We start from the raw sequence: 16,155 nt of genomic DNA on the forward strand, positions 1-16,155 counted from the left end.
TAAAAAACCCGGAGGAGATATGTCCTCCGGGATCATTCTGATCTAATTGATATCCTGTTGTATTACTCTCCCTTGCCGATCGACAGGAATCCACTCTCATTAGCCTTCAGCAGGAATGCAAGACCGATGTTCTTCTTGCCCTCCTCTGTCGCCTTGTAGATCTCACCTGTCTCAACAAGAGACTTGGCTATTGCAACTACGACATCCTTGAACTGCATCATCTGACGCCTGTCCTTGGAACTCAGTTTGAATATGTACTGGTTCTTGGAGCTTATCAGAAGGATGCTGAATGTATGTACGTTATCCTTTGAAGCCCTTATTGCAGATCCGATCATTCTTGAGTTTGCAATGATCACATCCGCATTCTCATCAGGCAGATACTCCGAAACTATCAGCTTGTAGATCTTCAGGTAATCCTGCTCTGCCGTAGCATTGACAGGCATCTCGGCAACTGCAAACTCAACGACTGAATCAGCCATCTTGATAGTACCGCCGTCATCGTTGATGACTGAGTTACACTCCTTTGGAACACAGAGTCTGAAGAACTTGTTCTCCACAACCTTCTGTCCCTTGGCCGGCTCTCTGAGTATGAGGTCTACATAGTTCATCTCCAGCTTGTTCATGGCAACTATCGCTGACTCATCACCGGTCTCAGCAAGATCGATAAGAGCGTCATACAGGCTCCATATCTGCTGGGTAGTTGTAGGCACAAGTCCGATAAGTTTCTCTATAGCCGGAACATATCCCATACTTGCATTCTCTATGTACAACTTGATGGCCTCGTCGTTTGCCAGGCCCTTCTCAACCTTGTAATTGATGACCTTGAACAGGTTCTCCTTATCCCAGTCATCGAAGTTCGCATTGAACGCCTTCTCGAAATACTTGATACTCTTGATTTCGCCCCTGTAGTTATCCTGCTTCTCCTGTACCTGATAGATTCTTCCGAGCTCATATCCGGCACGGGCGCTTCCAAGACCAAGTGCCTCAAGATAAGCCTTCTCAATCTCATATGGTGTTGCAATGTAGAAAATCTGTCTCTGCTTCATCATGGCTATCTTGATAGCCGCTGACTCGCTTCCGGCCTCCACTGCACGCTCCCACTTCTCAACGGCTGTCTGAAGGTCCTCTCCCTTGAGATCCTCAAGATCCTTGATATAGCCCTCAGCCTCCTGAATACCGTTCTCTCTGGCCTTCTTGAAGTAAGACAGTGCCTTGCCTCCGTCTCTCTTCGTTCTGAGCAGACCGTAATAATATATTCTTCCAAGATAGAATGCAACTCTCTTGTGTCCAAGACGCTCTGCATTCTCATACCAGTTAACTGCCTTCACATAATCCTTGAGCTGCTGGTCGTATACGATTCCAAGAAGGAATGCAAGCTCAGGATCCTTAGTCGCCTCAAACAACTGCTTTGCATAGCTTATAGTCTTCTCAACATCCCTGTACGGGCTGTCCTCATCGTAGTACAGCTCTATCAGAAGGTAACTTGCCTTTATGCTTCCAAGCTTAAGAGCCTGCTTTGCGGCTCTCATGGCACCCTCATAATCCTCAAGGTAGTAGCAGTATATAGCCTCGTTATAATACTGCATATCCTTTCTGTTGGCACTGTGGTCACTGGCCAGTGTAGGATCTACAAACGCAAATGAGTTGGCTGTCTCAAATATGATCTCCTCGTACTGCTCTATGATCTCCATAGTAGCACATACGAATCTCATACATGCCAGTCTACGTCCATGATAGAAAGCAAATGACACGATTCCCTTCTCCATGTCCTTGTGATAGTAAGTCGTACATATTCCATCTGCATACTCTGTGACATACGCCTTGAGCTGCAGCTCTTCGTCAAACGCATCGTTACAGTATCTCAGGTAGTTCTCAAGAGTCATCTTTGAATCCTTTGGCACACTGTCATAATATACATACATTGCAAAATCCTTATATGTAAGACTTGGTGCGTAATACTCCTCGCCTGTCGACTCGTTGATCGTCTTCACCCAGCCCTTTGGAAGCTTGTGTATGAATCCCTCAACCTGATCATGTACATATGTGTACTGATACTGAAGTCTTGAAGCCTCGATAACCTTGTAACGCGGCTCCTTTCCCTTTGCCTTTCTGGCCTCTGCTATATCCGTGTACAGCTTGTCCTTCTCCTCGAACTCAAGGCTGTCACCATGGGTACTCATGTACTCAACTCTCTCGTATGAAGCCTTTGCCTTGGCATCACCGGTATCAGCAAGCTTCTTGTACCACATCATGGCCTTGTCCAGATCGATAGGCACAACATAATCACTCTTGTTGCCGTACTCATCCACTCTGTTAAGTCCGCTCTCGTATATTGAACCGAGGCTCATATACGCTGCCTTTATACCGTAATCTGTGGCTGCAAGCTCATAATACTTGATTGCCTTTGAGAAGTTCTGAACCTCCAGAAGCATCTTGGCAAGCTTGAATATAACATCGCCGTCATGGTTCTGATTCACATACTTCTCGTAATACTTGGTAGCTTTATTCAGATCCACATCCACAACTGCGTTGCGGTACTTTCCCTTCTCATAAAACTCTGCAAGTGCAAGAAGAGCATCATCCCCATATGACTTATACTGCGCATCCATTATTCCTATGTCTGCAACCTGTTCAAGTATGTTTACTGATTCCTCAGCATCTCCGTTGTCCATAAGGTTCATGGCCTTGTTGAACTGGAGCTCCACATTGTTGACCGGTTCCTTCTTTTTGGAAAATCTGGATACGAATGGTATCTTCTTTAATAATCCGTCAAAAAATCCCATATCCTGTTCCTCCGACAAATGTCCATTGATAAATTTATTTTACCACATACACATCCGAGGTGCAATAAATCATCCAAATTACTTATTGTTTTTTGTCAGATATTCTGAAAGTGCATTGACTGCTGCCTCTTCGTCAGCACCGTCTGCAACTATAGTGAGCTCACTGCCATTCTCGAAGTTCATGCTCATCATACCCATAATGCTCTTAGCATTGATTCTCTTATCTCCGGTAACAAGGTGAACCTTGCTGTCATACTGACTTGCAATCTGTACAAGAACTGCAACAGGTCTTTCCTCTGCCTCTCCCATCATTGATACAACAACTGTCTTTTCGATCATTACATCCTCCTTGGGCTCATCAACAGCCCCGCATTTCTTCTGCGATTTCACTTATTTTTCTTAATCTATGATTAACCCCCGACTTACCGATCGGCGGCGTCATCATCTCACCAAGCTCCTTAAGGGAAGCATCCTCATTCTCCAGTCTGGCAAGCGCCAGCTCCTGAAGGTTATCGGGCAGATATCCTATGCCCTTTGTCTCTATTATGTAATTAATGTCATTCATCTGCTTTACAGCAGCGCTCACGGTCTTGTTGAGGTTTGCGGCCTCACAGTTGACCCTGCGGTTGATATTGTTACGGATATCCTTCCTGATCCTTATGTTCTCCATATTCATCAGGGATATGTGTGCCCCCATTATTCCCAACATATCAACTATCATCTCTCCATCCTTCAGATAGACGACGTAGTATTTCTTCCGCTGTATTATGCGGGCTTCCACACCAAATCCGTTTATTATCTCCTGTATGAACTGTGCCCTTCCCTCGTTCTCGCACACCACCTCCATGTGGTATCCCTTGTTCGGATCACTGATTGATCCCGAGGTCATGAACACTCCTTTTATATATGCTCTTCTGCAGCAATCCTGCTGAACATCCATCCTGCTGACCTTCATGAGCTGACACTGTATCAGTCCTTCACACTCATGTTCATTTTCTATCTTCAAGGTCATCAGTATCGTATTGACAATCTCCGGAGAATTGATCTCCATCCTGTATACTCTGCTGTCAGCTCCGGTCCTTCTTACACTTGAGTCCGGAATATATCTGAACAGCCTCTTTATCAGGGAAGCTATCTCCTTTGCGATAACACTTCTCTCTGTAACTATCACCAGCCCGGCCGGTCTGCCAGCCCAATATCTCACATATGCCACCATTGAGATCATCGCAGCCAGCTCAGCTATCTGACAATGCCTCGCTCCCGGGACATTCCCTGCCAGCTCCATCTTAACGTCTGAAGAAAATGACATATTCCACCTGCTATACTATCTGTTATTACATGCTACAACTTCTTGACTATTGAATCCTTCAAAATATCCCTGTGAACTATCCTCACTGTATACTTTGACTTCTGCAAACGGGCATAGACAGCATTGGCTATCGTGACGGATCTGTGTTTTCCGCCTGTGCAGCCGATGGAAATGACCAACTGATTTTTGCCTTCCTTGATATAATTCGGTATCAAAAATGTTATCAGATCTATAAACTTTTCCAGATACTCAGGGCCCTCCTTGCAGTTCATAACATAGTCCTGTATCTCTTTGTCGTTTCCCGTTTTCTCCCTGAGTTCAAGGTCATAGTACGGATTAGGCAGAAATCTCACATCCTGAACTATATCAGAATCCCTCGGTATTCCATACTTAAAGCCAAATGACATGACCGTAATTATGAAATTCGAATACTCCTCATTCTGCACAAATATCTTGTCAAGCTCCGCCTTAAACTCTCTCACAAGGAGGTTGGTAGTATCGATTATATAATCAGCCTCCTCCTTGAGGAAGCCGATAAGCTCACGCTCCTTGTTTATTCCATCTATTATTCGCCCACCCTTGACCGAAAGAGGATGGTTTCTTCTAGTCTCTTTATAACGCTTTACCAGAGTTGCATTGGAACACTCAATGAACAGGATCTCATAATTCATGCCCTCTCTTCTGATATCCGCCAGGCACGAATTGAGCTGTGACAAAGCCCTTCCACTTCTGATATCAACACTGATAGCAACATCATCCACCTGGATCTGCTCATCATAAGCGATCTCGGCAAATCTTTTTATAAGCTGGATAGGCAGATTATCAACACAGAAAAATCCGGCATCCTCAAGCGTCTTAAGCGCCGTTGCCTTTCCTGCTCCACTCATTCCTGTCACAATAACAAATCTCATGCTCTGTTCTCCCTGTCTCACTAAATGCTAGAAATCGCCAAGCATCTTCACCTCAGGCTCCAGCATCACGCCAAACTGATCCATAACCTTCTTCTGTACATCATGGATCAGACCTGTCACATCAGCAGCGGTTGCACCGCCCCTGTTCACAACAAATCCGCAGTGCTTCTCGGACACCTGTGCTCCTCCCACAGAATATCCCCTGAGTCCTGCTTCCATTATAAGTTTACCCGCAAAATATCCCTCAGGTCTCTTGAATGTAGAGCCCGCCGACGGATACTCAAGCGGCTGCTTTGTTCTTCTGGAATCCGACAATTCCTTCATTCTGTCATCTATATCCTGCTGCACACCTGCTGCCAGCTTCATGGTAACCTCAAGAACTATGAGCCCCTCAGCCTCCACAGCACTGTGTCTGTACGAAAAATCCAGTTCATCCGACGACATATCATATATATGTCCATCGGCATCCATCACCTTGACACTGGTGACAACGTCCTTCATCTCACCACCATAAGCTCCCGCATTCATATACACCGCACCGCCTATAGTACCGGGAATCCCGGAAGCAAACTCAAGACCGGTCAGCGAATTATCCCTTGCCAGTCTGCTGACTCTCACCAGCTTTGCCCCGGCCTGGGCTGTTATCACATCACCGTCAACTGTTATCCCATTCATATTGTCCATTATATTGATTATCATGCCCCTGTAGCCAGCATCCGACACAAGCAGATTACTGCCATTACCAAGAACAAAATACGGTATCTCACATTTCCGACAAAGTTCTATAAGCCCCGCAACCTGATCTGCATCAGAAGGACTCGCAAAATAGTCGGCAGGACCGCCCACCCTGAAGGTAGTGTGTGCGCTCATCACCTCATCTGCGCTTGCATTCTTCTCTCCGGTTATCTCTCGAATACTGTTCAATATTTCTAAATCTGACATGTCAACCTCATACAATCTGTCTTCTATATTTTATTCACATGTGCATGTATTTTAAAACAAAAGTAAAAGCACCCTCTGTCACAGAGAACTGCTTTTTTCTTAACATACACAATAAAAGTCTTTAATATATTGGATTTTACGGCACTATTCATCACCATTAAATTCATCATACATTAAAGACTTTTATAATTCAATATTAAAATTTAATATAAATTTACCATCTTTCGCAAAACCTTTGGATATTTTCACAAATTCTACTGGTAAATTTTACCGAATTTACATTCAGGTCAATTACCTTCCAAGTATGCTGCATGCACTTCCATAAATACCTGCATCATTGCCAAGCTGTGCAAGTGCGAACTTTGTCTGTCTGCATGCATGGAATGCATAATGCTCGAAATACTTCTTTACTGAATCTGTAAGTATGGAGCCCGCCTTTGACACGCCTCCACCGATTACAAATATCTCAGGATCAACTACACATGCTATCTGTGCAAGCGCACGACCCAAGATACGTGCCTGTGTATCAACTATCTCAAGTGCAAGCTCGTCTCCTGCCTTTGCTGCGTCAAATACATCCTTTGCAGTAACAGCCTCGAGCTCACGGAGAGTTGACTTCTTATCTGAAGCTGCCATAGCTCTGCCCGCAAGTCTTACCACGCCTGTTGCAGATGTGTACTGCTCCAGACATCCCTTGTTTCCGCATCCACATGTCTCAGTCTCTGAATCGTCAACACATATATGTCCGATCTCACCGCCGGCACCATTCACGCCGAACAGCATCTTGCCGTTGAGTATGATTCCGCCGCCAACACCTGTTCCAAGTGTTACCATTACCAGATTGCTGTGGCCCTTGCCACCGCCCTGCCACATCTCTCCGAGCGCAGCGACATTTGCGTCATTTCCAGCCTTTACAGGATATCCGATCAGCTTCTCCAGCTCGTCCTCAACATTCAGTATTCCCCATCCGAGGTTTACACACTTGAGAACCGTTCCATCCTCCTTGACAGGTCCCGGAACTCCGATTCCAACGCCCTCAACATCTTCCTTTGCAAGCTTCTTGCTTTCAATAACTTCCTTTATAGAATCAGCAATGTCCGGAAGAACATTCTTTCCACCGTCCTCTGTGCGGGTCTTGATCTCCCACTTGTCGAGCAGTTCGCCCTCAACGGTAAAAAGTCCCATCTTTACTGTAGTTCCTCCAACATCAACTCCAAATACATACTTAGCCATGTTTTTTCTCCTTCCACATTCTCCGCTTTTTATTGTAATATCACGGCCGGCAGTCATTTACTGCTTGTCACCACCGCCGTTGCCCTTCATAATATTCTGTGTAACTCTGTTATAAAGCTCCTGAGCTGCATTGTATCCCATCTTCTTCTGTCTGTGGTTTACAGCCGCCGACTCAACTATGATCGCGATATTTCTTCCCGGTCTGATAGGTATATTGTGACTTACCACCTTATTTCCCAAGAACTCCATATAATTGTCCTCAAGTCCGAGTCTGTCGTATTCTGTATCTTTGCTCCACTCCTCCAGGTTGATGACAAGATCGATATTCTGATCTATCTTAACGCACTCAACACCAAACAGTGATTTCACATCTATTATTCCAATTCCTCTGAGTTCAATAAAATGCCTTGTTATGTCAGGAGCTCTTCCTACAAGAGTTGCATCGCTGACCTTCTTGATCTCAACCACGTCGTCCGCAACAAGTCTGTGTCCTCTCTTCAGAAGCTCCAGCGCCGCCTCCGACTTACCGATTCCACTCTCACCCATGATCAGTACGCCCTCGCCGTATACATCGACAAGAACCGCATGCACCGATATTCTTGGAGCCAGCTCCACATGCAGCCATCTGTCCACCTCATGTACAAATGCAGATGTGACCGCATCGGACGTGAGTACTGGAACCCCATGCTTCTTTGCCATCTCTATGATAAATGGATATGGCTCAAGGCCTCGGCAGAATATAAGGCATGGCGGCTTGTATGAGAAGAACTCATCCATGATGCGCTTGTTCTCCTCCTCAGTATGCATAGCTGCCACATAGGCATGCTCAACATTACCACAAATCTGTATTCTTCCTGCATCAAAGTGCTCGAAGAATCCACCAAACTGTACTGCCGGTCTGTTCATACCCGGATCCTGGATAAGTATCTTATCCGTATCGATCTCCGGAGTATGGTTCTTGAGATCCATCTTCTCTATAAGCTGTGTAACCGTAACACTGTAAACCATATAAACCCTCTGCAACACCGAAACCGATGTTTTTCCTTTCCTAATATAGTCAATATGACTTATTTTATCGCAATTAATTATACTTATGTACGCTCTCTGTTGTCAAGCAGACATGCACAATTACACAGCCAAATATGCAACTCATTTGTGGTCTATTTATTCAGAAATCTCGCCTCATCCTGAACCATGCTGACCTCGCTTCCATCCCTCGCATCTATCAGTACAAGCTGTATCGGGTAAGTGTCGGAATGATCCGAATCCAACTGTGCAAATGAGTACACAGGTATAGCCTCATACTCGCCGTCCCCTGTCTTTATCCTGAAATATGTGAGTCTCACATCGTTGAACTCCACTGAATTATATCCGGTATAATCCGCAAAGTGGCTTTCCATGACTCCCTTGAGGCTTGTCACCGCAGAATCCCAGGTGATCAGTGTCCCTGCATCCTGAATATCCCCCGCGGACTTCATCGGCCAAGTACATGTAAATCCCGTAAGTTTCTCTCCTGTAAATGCGATACTGTATGTGGACTGCTCCGTATAGTAGTATTTCTCTGCAGAAAACGAACCACTGTCCTCCGCATTCTTCTGGTTTGAGATGGTGTCTATGCCAAATGCATCCGGCTGATAGAGCGGCTGTCCATTCACGGACGCCTGAAATGTCACAGAGTATCCATCCTTCTCATATCCTACAACCTCTCCATACTCATCACTATATTGGCGGTAAAGCTCCGACTGTGATGTAGGGACCACATCATTAAAGCCCCATTTGTCCATGTAGTCCAGCGCTTTTACCATTCCGGCATCCTCATCCATGCCACTCATATTGGATTCATCAGTCTGAACGTCCGACGGATTCCCTTCATTTGCCGTTATCAGTTCCGCGGGATCCCATGAGGTATACTCCGTGAATGTCGCACCCTTGTCCGCCATATCTTCAGGAACAGGGTCCGTCACCGCAAGCTGGATAGAAAATCCCTCATCTGATATCCACGACAGATCATAAAAATACAGTATGTATTCAACTCCATCTATCTTCCCAATAAAATAATCCTTGCTGTAATCCACATCGGCACCCCTATGAGCGAACAGTTCATCTCTCTGCTCCTGTGTCACACTGTCCTTCATATCATATGGATACTCGAAAACTCCATCCTCCTCGTCAAATATGCTTTTGAGTATCGTCTCCCTGTCTTCAGCTCCTATGCTGCCCATGGTGAACTTCTTAGTATACATCTTATCGGCATCCGGAGTCTTGATCTCCGACGCTTTGATGCTTGCAGACTCCAAAGTTCCGCAATTTTCAACAGGTATATCAACACTTACGCTGGTCGGAATGCTGAGTGTTCTGGCAAGTCCACCCACACTGTCATCATAATCTGCATCCTTCTCGGTGTCCCCGGACGTGTCCGTTCCGCTGCTGTATTCCTTGATATCATCGCCCTCTATGACCGCCGTGTTTGCTTCCTTTTTCTTATCCGCGCAGCCACCGCACGCCATCGCAAGGCAAACCAAAGCTGCACATATCATCCATCTTCTTTTCCTCATATTTACTCTCCTTCACCAAGATATATTGTCATATACTCATAATAACCTGCCATTGAACTGCTCGGACTTACCTGCATGTAACAATCCTCAAGCTCACTCTCGTCAACAAGGAAATACACCGTCAGCAAATGTTCTTCGCCATCCCTCTTCAGGCAGCAGTAGCCATCCACGCTCTTTTCAGTAATCTCTGTGCCGTCATCTACTACATACGCAGGTACTCCATATGTCATCCGTCTTTCATAACTCGCACGAGGCTCACCATCTCCGCAATAATAATTCGTGTCAACCGGTGGCGCCAGCTTGTCCCCCGAGAGTTTTTCTCCCCTCTCAAGATCTATAACTATATCGTCATACGGATATGCTCTGTAGTCCGCTTTATATGTGATATCCACCGCAACCATCCGCAAGCTGCTGTTATTATAATCTCCCCAGCTTGTAAAGCTGTTATCTGTCGCTTCGTTCATCCTCCGACATCTGACATCCACAAAGTTTCCGTCCGTATCCACCAGACCTTTCTCCTTGAGATCTCCCACAACATAGAGCATATCCGCAGGATCTATTCCCCGGGTGTCATCGTATACGTTCACACTGTTTACCGTCATCTCTACGCCATCCACAACAAACGACTCGTCCAATCCTATAAATGTGTACTTGTCATCCACCTGGATCGTATCAACATTATCCGGATTGTCATCATAAAATGTTGAGTCAACTCCGACCCAGTTAGATGGATCATCGCCCTCAGCATCCTTGACATTTATTCCGGTCACGATCTTGTCCAGTTCCTCATCCGTTATATCGCAGCCGATATACACAGTCAGAATAACGGACTCTTCTTTTATCGGAACGTACAGCACTCTATCAAATCCCCAATCAACTCCTCCCCTCTCAAACAACAGGTACTCATAACTTCCCGCCTGTCTGACTGTGGCATCCTCGATGCTTCGGTTTATCACAGTATTCGACTGTCCATTCCACTGGGTTGCCGCTATGGATATTCCCATATATCCTTTCCTGTCCGGGCTGTCATACTTACATTCCTCGACCTGAACCACGCCTTCCGGCAGATAATCAAGAGTGATCTCCACGTATCTTTTGCCAGAATTTATCATGTATGAATTACCATCGCTTCCTTTCATTATGCTCTGTGTTCCATTTTCTTCCTCCTCCGCCATTCTCTTTTTCATCGCGTCCAGAGTCTCCGTGCTCTCGGTGTCATCTGCAGCTGTGGCAACACCATCGTCATTGAGCTCTATCGTTCCACTTGCATAATCACCATTCTTCTCGATCGTAAATCTATACACGCTGACCGCAGCATGGATCGATACCGGTATAAGGATCACACCACACAGCAGCAGTGCTGCAACCTTGATAAATCTCTCCATTCCTCCATGTCTTTTCCCGAGGCCTGTCGGTCTGCCGGACTCCTCCATATCTCTCATTCCGGCGAGCAGACTTTCCTTTTTAGCTTTGTATTCTGCCGAAAATTCATGTTCAGACAGCTTGTCTATATTAACCGTATTGTCCGTGTTATCAACATTCTCCATATTCCTATTCTCCATCCAGCATCATCTCCTTCATCAGCAGTTTTCGCGCTCTCTTTACCGCCCGCTCATATTTCTTCCGGACCGCAGCCTCTGTCAGCCGCATCAGATCAGCTGTCTCTCTTACACTGAGCTGCCGCACTATCCTTAGCTGGAGCACTAGGGCATCATCATCAGATAATCTTCCAAGTATGCCTGTTATCAACTGTCTGTTCTCCACCTCATCAGCCATATTGCTCTTCACCGATGGATCGGCATGACTCCACAGGATGTTGTCTGCAAGTTCCGTGGAATCGTCATCCCCCTGCAGACTGCACACAGCCTCTTTATCTCTTTTATTTTTCCTGTACATATCAACAGCGATATTTCTTGCAATCTTGGTTATGTACGCCGACCTCTTCTCCTCCGGCATCCTTTTTATCATATTCCTGTATCTTATGACTTTCAGAAATGTCTCCTGTACAGCCTCCTCCGCCTGCCATATATCTCCCAATACGGCATACGACAGCCTGTATAACTTCTGTTCGTACTTGTCATAATATTCTGCTATCAATTCGCTGTCTTTCTTATCATTATGCATAATTTCCCTATCCTTTTTCATGTGTTCCCCGCCATGAACACCCCTTGATATTCTGTCTTTTTTGAACGTTCACTATATATAACGATTACATTATCATAAATGTGACACTTTTTCATAAAAAAAGAGGTTAAAGATTTCTCTTTAACCTCTTTTATGGGAAATATCACTATCTTCAGGCTTTATGCCTGTTCCGAATCCAAGTCTTCTTTATTCCCTGTATCCTCTTTATCCTTTTCTTCAGCTTCAGCCTCGGCTTCTAACAGTTTCGCAGCAGCTTCAGCCTCCTCCTTTGCCTTCTTCGCCTCTTCCTCGGCTTTTCGGGCGGTTTCCTCCAGTTTCTTCTCGTTGAGTCTGAATATCTTCCTCATCGTCGTACTGGTTCCGTATGCAATCGCACCAAATATGAATAAAACCCACAGATACCATATATTAACAAATATCATAGGGTATCTCACGCATATAAATATAGGTGCAAACCATGCGATAAATACTTTTAACCATGAGCCCTTATATGTGATAGCCAAAGCCAGTGAGTTTCTCACCGTGGTTCCCAGCTTATTGTTGTATCTGGCTATCAACGGGAACAAAAACGGAACAATAAGTCCCATAAATATAAGTTCTGTCACAAGAATTCCTGTGTAGAATGTAGATATGAATCCCGTCACTCTCTTGACAAGCAGGAATTCAAAATACATTACAAATATCGCAAGCAGAATAAAGAAATACGCTATGGTCGACTGTTTAAAGTTTCTCTTAAACTCATGGATAAATCCGGCGACAACCGTCTCTTCCTCATCCTCCTGCAGTCTTATACACATAGCATAAAGAGCTGACAGCGATGCTCCCACTGTAAATATAGGTATACAGCCAACTACAAAGCACACATTAAGTGCAAATATAGTTCCAAACGCATCCATTGCCCGTCTCAGAAGTGGTTCTTTCTCTTTTCCCCTGTCATTCTCTCTGCTCTCTTCCCTGTTGTTTGATATCTCGCTCATTCAAAATGTCCTCTTCGCTTATTGTTTCGTAAAAAAAATAATATAATGCGGGTATCGATTGACCCAAGAGTCATCGATACCTACATTATATTTAATTGATTACAATATATATTACTCCTTTACACCACCAAGTGCAACACCTGCAATAATATATTTAGAAAGGAAGAAGTACATTACGAGGATTGGAATAACAGTTGTGAAAAGTCCACAATAGATCTGACCCCAATCTCTTGACTTATCATTTGCCTTTAACGCCTGAACGTACATTGGCATTGTCTGCTTCTTTCTCTCTGTAGCAAGTATGATAGAAGGTGTATACAGGTTATTCCATGATGCAACGAATCCGAAGATTGCCTGAGTTGCCATAGCTGGCTTCAGAAGAGGAAGTACGATCGAGTTGAACGTATGAATTTCTCCTGATCCATCAATTCTGGCAGCCTCTACGATCTCTACTGAGAGGCCAGTCTCCATGTACTGCTTCATAAAGTAAACAGTTGTTGGTGCTGCGATCGCTGGAATGATCATTGCAAGATATGAACCATAAATATGTGTGAGGTTACATATCTTGATGAAACCTACGATAGATACCTGCTGAGGAATCATCATGATAGCATATATGAAGCCCCATGCAAAATTCTTTGCCTTGAAATTGTAAACTGTAACTGCGTAAGCTGTCAGAGAACCGAAGTAGATCTGAAGAGCTGTTGCAGGTACTGTGATAATTAACGAATTGAGCATAGCCTGAAGTACGTTTACTCCACTCGTCTTCGCACCACCCTCTAAAAGTCCCTTGAAGTTAGTGATGAACTGTGATCCAGGAACAAGCTTTATTCCTGTAAGAATATCACTGGACTTAAGTGTTGAGTTAATTAACAAAATATAAAACGGTATGATTGACAGGAAACAAAGTATGATACAGATGACATATCTTAAAACCCTCGTTCCCGTTGCTTTTGATTCTGTCTGATCCAACTTTGTTCACCTACTTTCCTTGTTTTTCTGTTTTCTCTGATGTCAGCTTGTAGAACAGTAAGCTTATAATCAATGTGAATGCGAAAAGCATTACTGAGTAAGCTGCAGCTTTACCATAATCCTGTGTAGGGCCTGCACTTACGTACTTCTTGATAAGCATAACTACTGTTGTTGTAGAATTGACATCTGATCCACCTACTCTTACAACCGGGTTACCTTCGTTGAAGAGCTGTGGAATATCGTACATCTGCAGACCACCGATAGCTGATGTTACAAGTGTGTACTGTAAGATCGGCTTGAGCAGTGGAAGTGTTATCTTAAAGAACTGCTGCTTTGATGTAGCACCATCAACACTGGCTGCCTCGTAAAGTGATGGATTGATACCGAGAATACCTGCACAAAGGACGATCATTGTATTACCATACCACATCCAGAACTGGATAAAAGCAATGATTATAAGTGATGCCCAGCCATGATTCAGGATACCACCCTCATCACACCATCCCCAACTTCTGAACAGGCTCGTGATAGGTCCCTGAACCTCGAACATACCGTAGAAGAGAACGGCGATTGTAGCTGCTGTAATGATGTTAGGCATGTACATGATTACCTTGAATACACCCTGACCCTTTATCTTAACCTTGATGTCTGTGAACCAGGCAGCAAGAACAAGTGCGAGAAGGATCTGAGGTACGAAGTTTACCAACCACAGAACAACTGTTATAGCAAGTGCCTGCCAGAACTCACTTCCGGTCTTTGCAAACACATAATTGGTAAAGTTACCGAGTCCTACGCTTGTTGTCACATATCTACCATTCTTAGCTGAGTAGATAAATGAGTTGTAGAACGTATAGATAAGTGGATACAGCTGAAAGATAAGGAAAACAAGGAAGAACGGAATGAGGAACATCAAACCATACTTGCCATATTCAACTGTCTTGTTCTTTTTCATAGTGTGATACGCCCCCTTAAAATATTGGTCTATAGTACACACGCACCAGCAACTTTCATTACTGATGCGTGCATTTTGTTACTTTATAGTTTTATCCTTTATTTTAGGGATAGATTACTTTGAGATACCAAGCTCTGAAGCACACTTGTCCTCGATGTACTTAACAGCATCATCAACTGATGTGTATGTATTTGAGTTGTAAGCTGTAGCTGCCTCGTCGATGAATGCCTTGATTGAAGCATCCTGGTATGTTGTGTTGCTGAGGTTGATTCCCTCTGCTGATGCTGCCCATACCTCGATTGGGTTCTGTCCGCCAAGGAATTTCTGAGCTGCATTTTCGCTTGAAAGCTCACCATTGATAAGTCTCTCGTTAGCTGCCTTGTTGTTTACACAGTCACCTGTCTTGTTTGTGATATCAACACCAACATCTGGATCACATGTTAACTCGTAAAGAAGGAATGCACAAAGCTCTGGGTTTGGTGTATCCTTACCAACCATTACGTATGTACCGCCCCAGTGGTATGATGTAGGGCCTGTAACAGCTCCCCAGTTACCATCTACAGCGCCGTTACCCTGCATTGAACCGATGAACCAAGGACATCCGAAGTAGCAGAATACCTTTGAATCATTTGCCATATCAGCAGCCCATGATGAATCCCAAAGGGCTGTGTTGTTTGAATATCCACCATCATAGATCTTCTTACCTGTCTCAAGGTACTCTGTAACTGCACCGTCAAGTGTAAGCTTCTCTGATGAACCGTCATCTGTTACCCAAGGCTGTGACTGAGTATCCCAGATAGCGTACTTAACATCTGAAGGACCAGATACGATCTTGTATCCAGCATCCTTTAACTTGTCTGCTGTCTCGAAGAACTTGTCCCAATCAGCAAGAGCTGCCTGAACTGTCTCAGGATCATCTGATCCAAGAACTTCCTTAGCAATGTCTCTTCTGTAGAATACAGAACCTGCTGTAGCCTGCCATGTAACAGCCTTAAGCTCGCCGTTGTATGTGCCATACTGCTTAGCGAAGTCATATGAGTTAGCCATAACATCATCTGTGAAACCAAGATCTGTAAGGTTAGCTGTCTTTGTGTCATCCTCTGACCAGTACTTAGCTACATCGTTATCAGCAGGGATAAGTGAAGGATACTTATCTCCACTTGTAAGAGCTGTATCAATAGCTGTCTTGTACTCATCTGTTGTTCCACTAACACCAAGTGTTACGAACTCAACATAGTCCTTGTACTCTGGGAACTTGTCAAGAACGACGTTCATCTTCTTTGAGAAATCCTCATCCCATGAGTAAGCGTAGATCTTCTTGCTGTCATCCCAGCCATCTGTGCTAGGTGCTGCAATTGCTCCTGTTGCTGAAGCAT

At 44.6% G+C, this 16,155-nt stretch carries 14 protein-coding genes; all 14 read right to left on the reverse strand.

Features of this window, described 5'->3' with window-relative positions:
* Nucleotides 1–62: 62 nt before the first annotated feature.
* A complete protein-coding gene (locus CCU_RS01360) occupies nt 63–2,783 on the reverse strand; it encodes a tetratricopeptide repeat protein (protein ID WP_015533285.1) in 2,721 nt (906 codons plus the stop codon).
* A gap of 78 nt (nt 2,784–2,861) precedes the next feature.
* Entirely contained in the window at nt 2,862–3,122 is a 261-nt protein-coding gene (locus CCU_RS01365; RefSeq protein WP_015533286.1) for an HPr family phosphocarrier protein, read from the reverse strand.
* A gap of 19 nt (nt 3,123–3,141) precedes the next feature.
* A complete protein-coding gene (whiA, locus tag CCU_RS01370) occupies nt 3,142–4,092 on the reverse strand; it encodes a DNA-binding protein WhiA (protein WP_015533287.1) in 951 nt (316 codons plus the stop codon).
* A 32-nt stretch (nt 4,093–4,124) separates the two neighbouring features.
* Entirely contained in the window at nt 4,125–5,003 is an 879-nt protein-coding gene (rapZ, locus tag CCU_RS01375; RefSeq protein ID WP_015533288.1) for an RNase adapter RapZ, read from the reverse strand.
* 27 nt (nt 5,004–5,030) lie between these two features.
* Nucleotides 5,031–5,945, reverse strand: a complete 915-nt coding sequence (gene murB, locus CCU_RS01380) for a UDP-N-acetylmuramate dehydrogenase (RefSeq protein ID WP_015533289.1) — start codon at nt 5,943–5,945, stop codon at nt 5,031–5,033.
* 291 nt (nt 5,946–6,236) lie between these two features.
* Nucleotides 6,237–7,178, reverse strand: coding sequence for an ROK family glucokinase (locus CCU_RS01385; RefSeq protein ID WP_055223838.1), 942 nt, complete (start codon nt 7,176–7,178; stop codon nt 6,237–6,239).
* Nucleotides 7,179–7,235: 57 nt separating this feature from the next.
* On the reverse strand, nt 7,236–8,186 hold the full coding sequence (hprK, locus tag CCU_RS01390) for an HPr(Ser) kinase/phosphatase (RefSeq protein ID WP_015533291.1): 951 nt from the start codon (nt 8,184–8,186) through the stop codon (nt 7,236–7,238).
* Between the two features lie 152 nt (nt 8,187–8,338).
* On the reverse strand, nt 8,339–9,733 hold the full coding sequence (locus CCU_RS01395; protein ID WP_015533292.1) for a hypothetical protein: 1,395 nt from the start codon (nt 9,731–9,733) through the stop codon (nt 8,339–8,341).
* A 2-nt stretch (nt 9,734–9,735) separates the two neighbouring features.
* Complete coding sequence (locus CCU_RS01400) at nt 9,736–11,295, reverse strand: hypothetical protein (RefSeq protein ID WP_015533293.1); 1,560 nt, start codon at nt 11,293–11,295, stop codon at nt 9,736–9,738.
* The gene (locus tag CCU_RS01405; protein ID WP_015533294.1) at nt 11,285–11,857 is read right to left on the reverse strand and encodes an RNA polymerase sigma factor; all 573 of its coding nucleotides are present in this window, start codon (nt 11,855–11,857) and stop codon (nt 11,285–11,287) included. The genes CCU_RS01400 and CCU_RS01405 overlap by 11 nt, the downstream gene beginning before the upstream one ends.
* 179 nt (nt 11,858–12,036) lie before the next feature.
* Complete coding sequence (locus tag CCU_RS01410; RefSeq protein ID WP_015533295.1) at nt 12,037–12,855, reverse strand: YesL family protein; 819 nt, start codon at nt 12,853–12,855, stop codon at nt 12,037–12,039.
* Between the two features lie 111 nt (nt 12,856–12,966).
* Nucleotides 12,967–13,827 carry a carbohydrate ABC transporter permease gene (locus CCU_RS01415; RefSeq protein WP_022216607.1) on the reverse strand — a complete coding sequence of 287 codons (861 nt, stop codon included), beginning with the start codon at nt 13,825–13,827 and terminating at the stop codon, nt 12,967–12,969.
* Nucleotides 13,828–13,837: 10 nt separating this feature from the next.
* Nucleotides 13,838–14,779, reverse strand: coding sequence for a carbohydrate ABC transporter permease (locus tag CCU_RS01420; protein ID WP_015533296.1), 942 nt, complete (start codon nt 14,777–14,779; stop codon nt 13,838–13,840).
* A gap of 114 nt (nt 14,780–14,893) precedes the next feature.
* Nucleotides 14,894–16,155 (reverse strand): ABC transporter substrate-binding protein (locus tag CCU_RS01425; RefSeq protein ID WP_208895893.1); only part of this gene is annotated, 1,262 nt, incomplete at its 5' end.

The sequence above is a fragment of the Coprococcus sp. ART55/1 genome, from assembly GCF_000210595.1.
Taxonomy (GTDB): Bacteria; Bacillota; Clostridia; order Lachnospirales; family Lachnospiraceae; genus Coprococcus; species Coprococcus aceti.

Bases quoted from the DNA above. Each gene is read 5' to 3' on its own strand.
- CCU_RS01420 (WP_015533296.1), bottom strand. From the start codon at position 14,779: ATGAAAAAGAACAAGACAGTTGAATATGGCAAGTATGGTTTGATGTTC.
- murB (WP_015533289.1), bottom strand. From the start codon at position 5,945: ATGTCAGATTTAGAAATATTGAACAGTATTCGAGAGATAACCGGAGAG.
- CCU_RS01395 (WP_015533292.1), bottom strand. From the start codon at position 9,733: ATGAGGAAAAGAAGATGGATGATATGTGCAGCTTTGGTTTGCCTTGCG.
- CCU_RS01410 (WP_015533295.1), bottom strand. From the start codon at position 12,855: ATGAGCGAGATATCAAACAACAGGGAAGAGAGCAGAGAGAATGACAGG.
- CCU_RS01385 (WP_055223838.1), bottom strand. From the start codon at position 7,178: ATGGCTAAGTATGTATTTGGAGTTGATGTTGGAGGAACTACAGTAAAG.
- rapZ (WP_015533288.1), bottom strand. From the start codon at position 5,003: ATGAGATTTGTTATTGTGACAGGAATGAGTGGAGCAGGAAAGGCAACG.
- CCU_RS01405 (WP_015533294.1), bottom strand. From the start codon at position 11,857: ATGCATAATGATAAGAAAGACAGCGAATTGATAGCAGAATATTATGAC.
- CCU_RS01400 (WP_015533293.1), bottom strand. From the start codon at position 11,295: ATGGAGAATAGGAATATGGAGAATGTTGATAACACGGACAATACGGTT.
- CCU_RS01365 (WP_015533286.1), bottom strand. From the start codon at position 3,122: ATGATCGAAAAGACAGTTGTTGTATCAATGATGGGAGAGGCAGAGGAA.
- whiA (WP_015533287.1), bottom strand. From the start codon at position 4,092: ATGTCATTTTCTTCAGACGTTAAGATGGAGCTGGCAGGGAATGTCCCG.
- CCU_RS01360 (WP_015533285.1), bottom strand. From the start codon at position 2,783: ATGGGATTTTTTGACGGATTATTAAAGAAGATACCATTCGTATCCAGA.
- hprK (WP_015533291.1), bottom strand. From the start codon at position 8,186: ATGGTTTACAGTGTTACGGTTACACAGCTTATAGAGAAGATGGATCTC.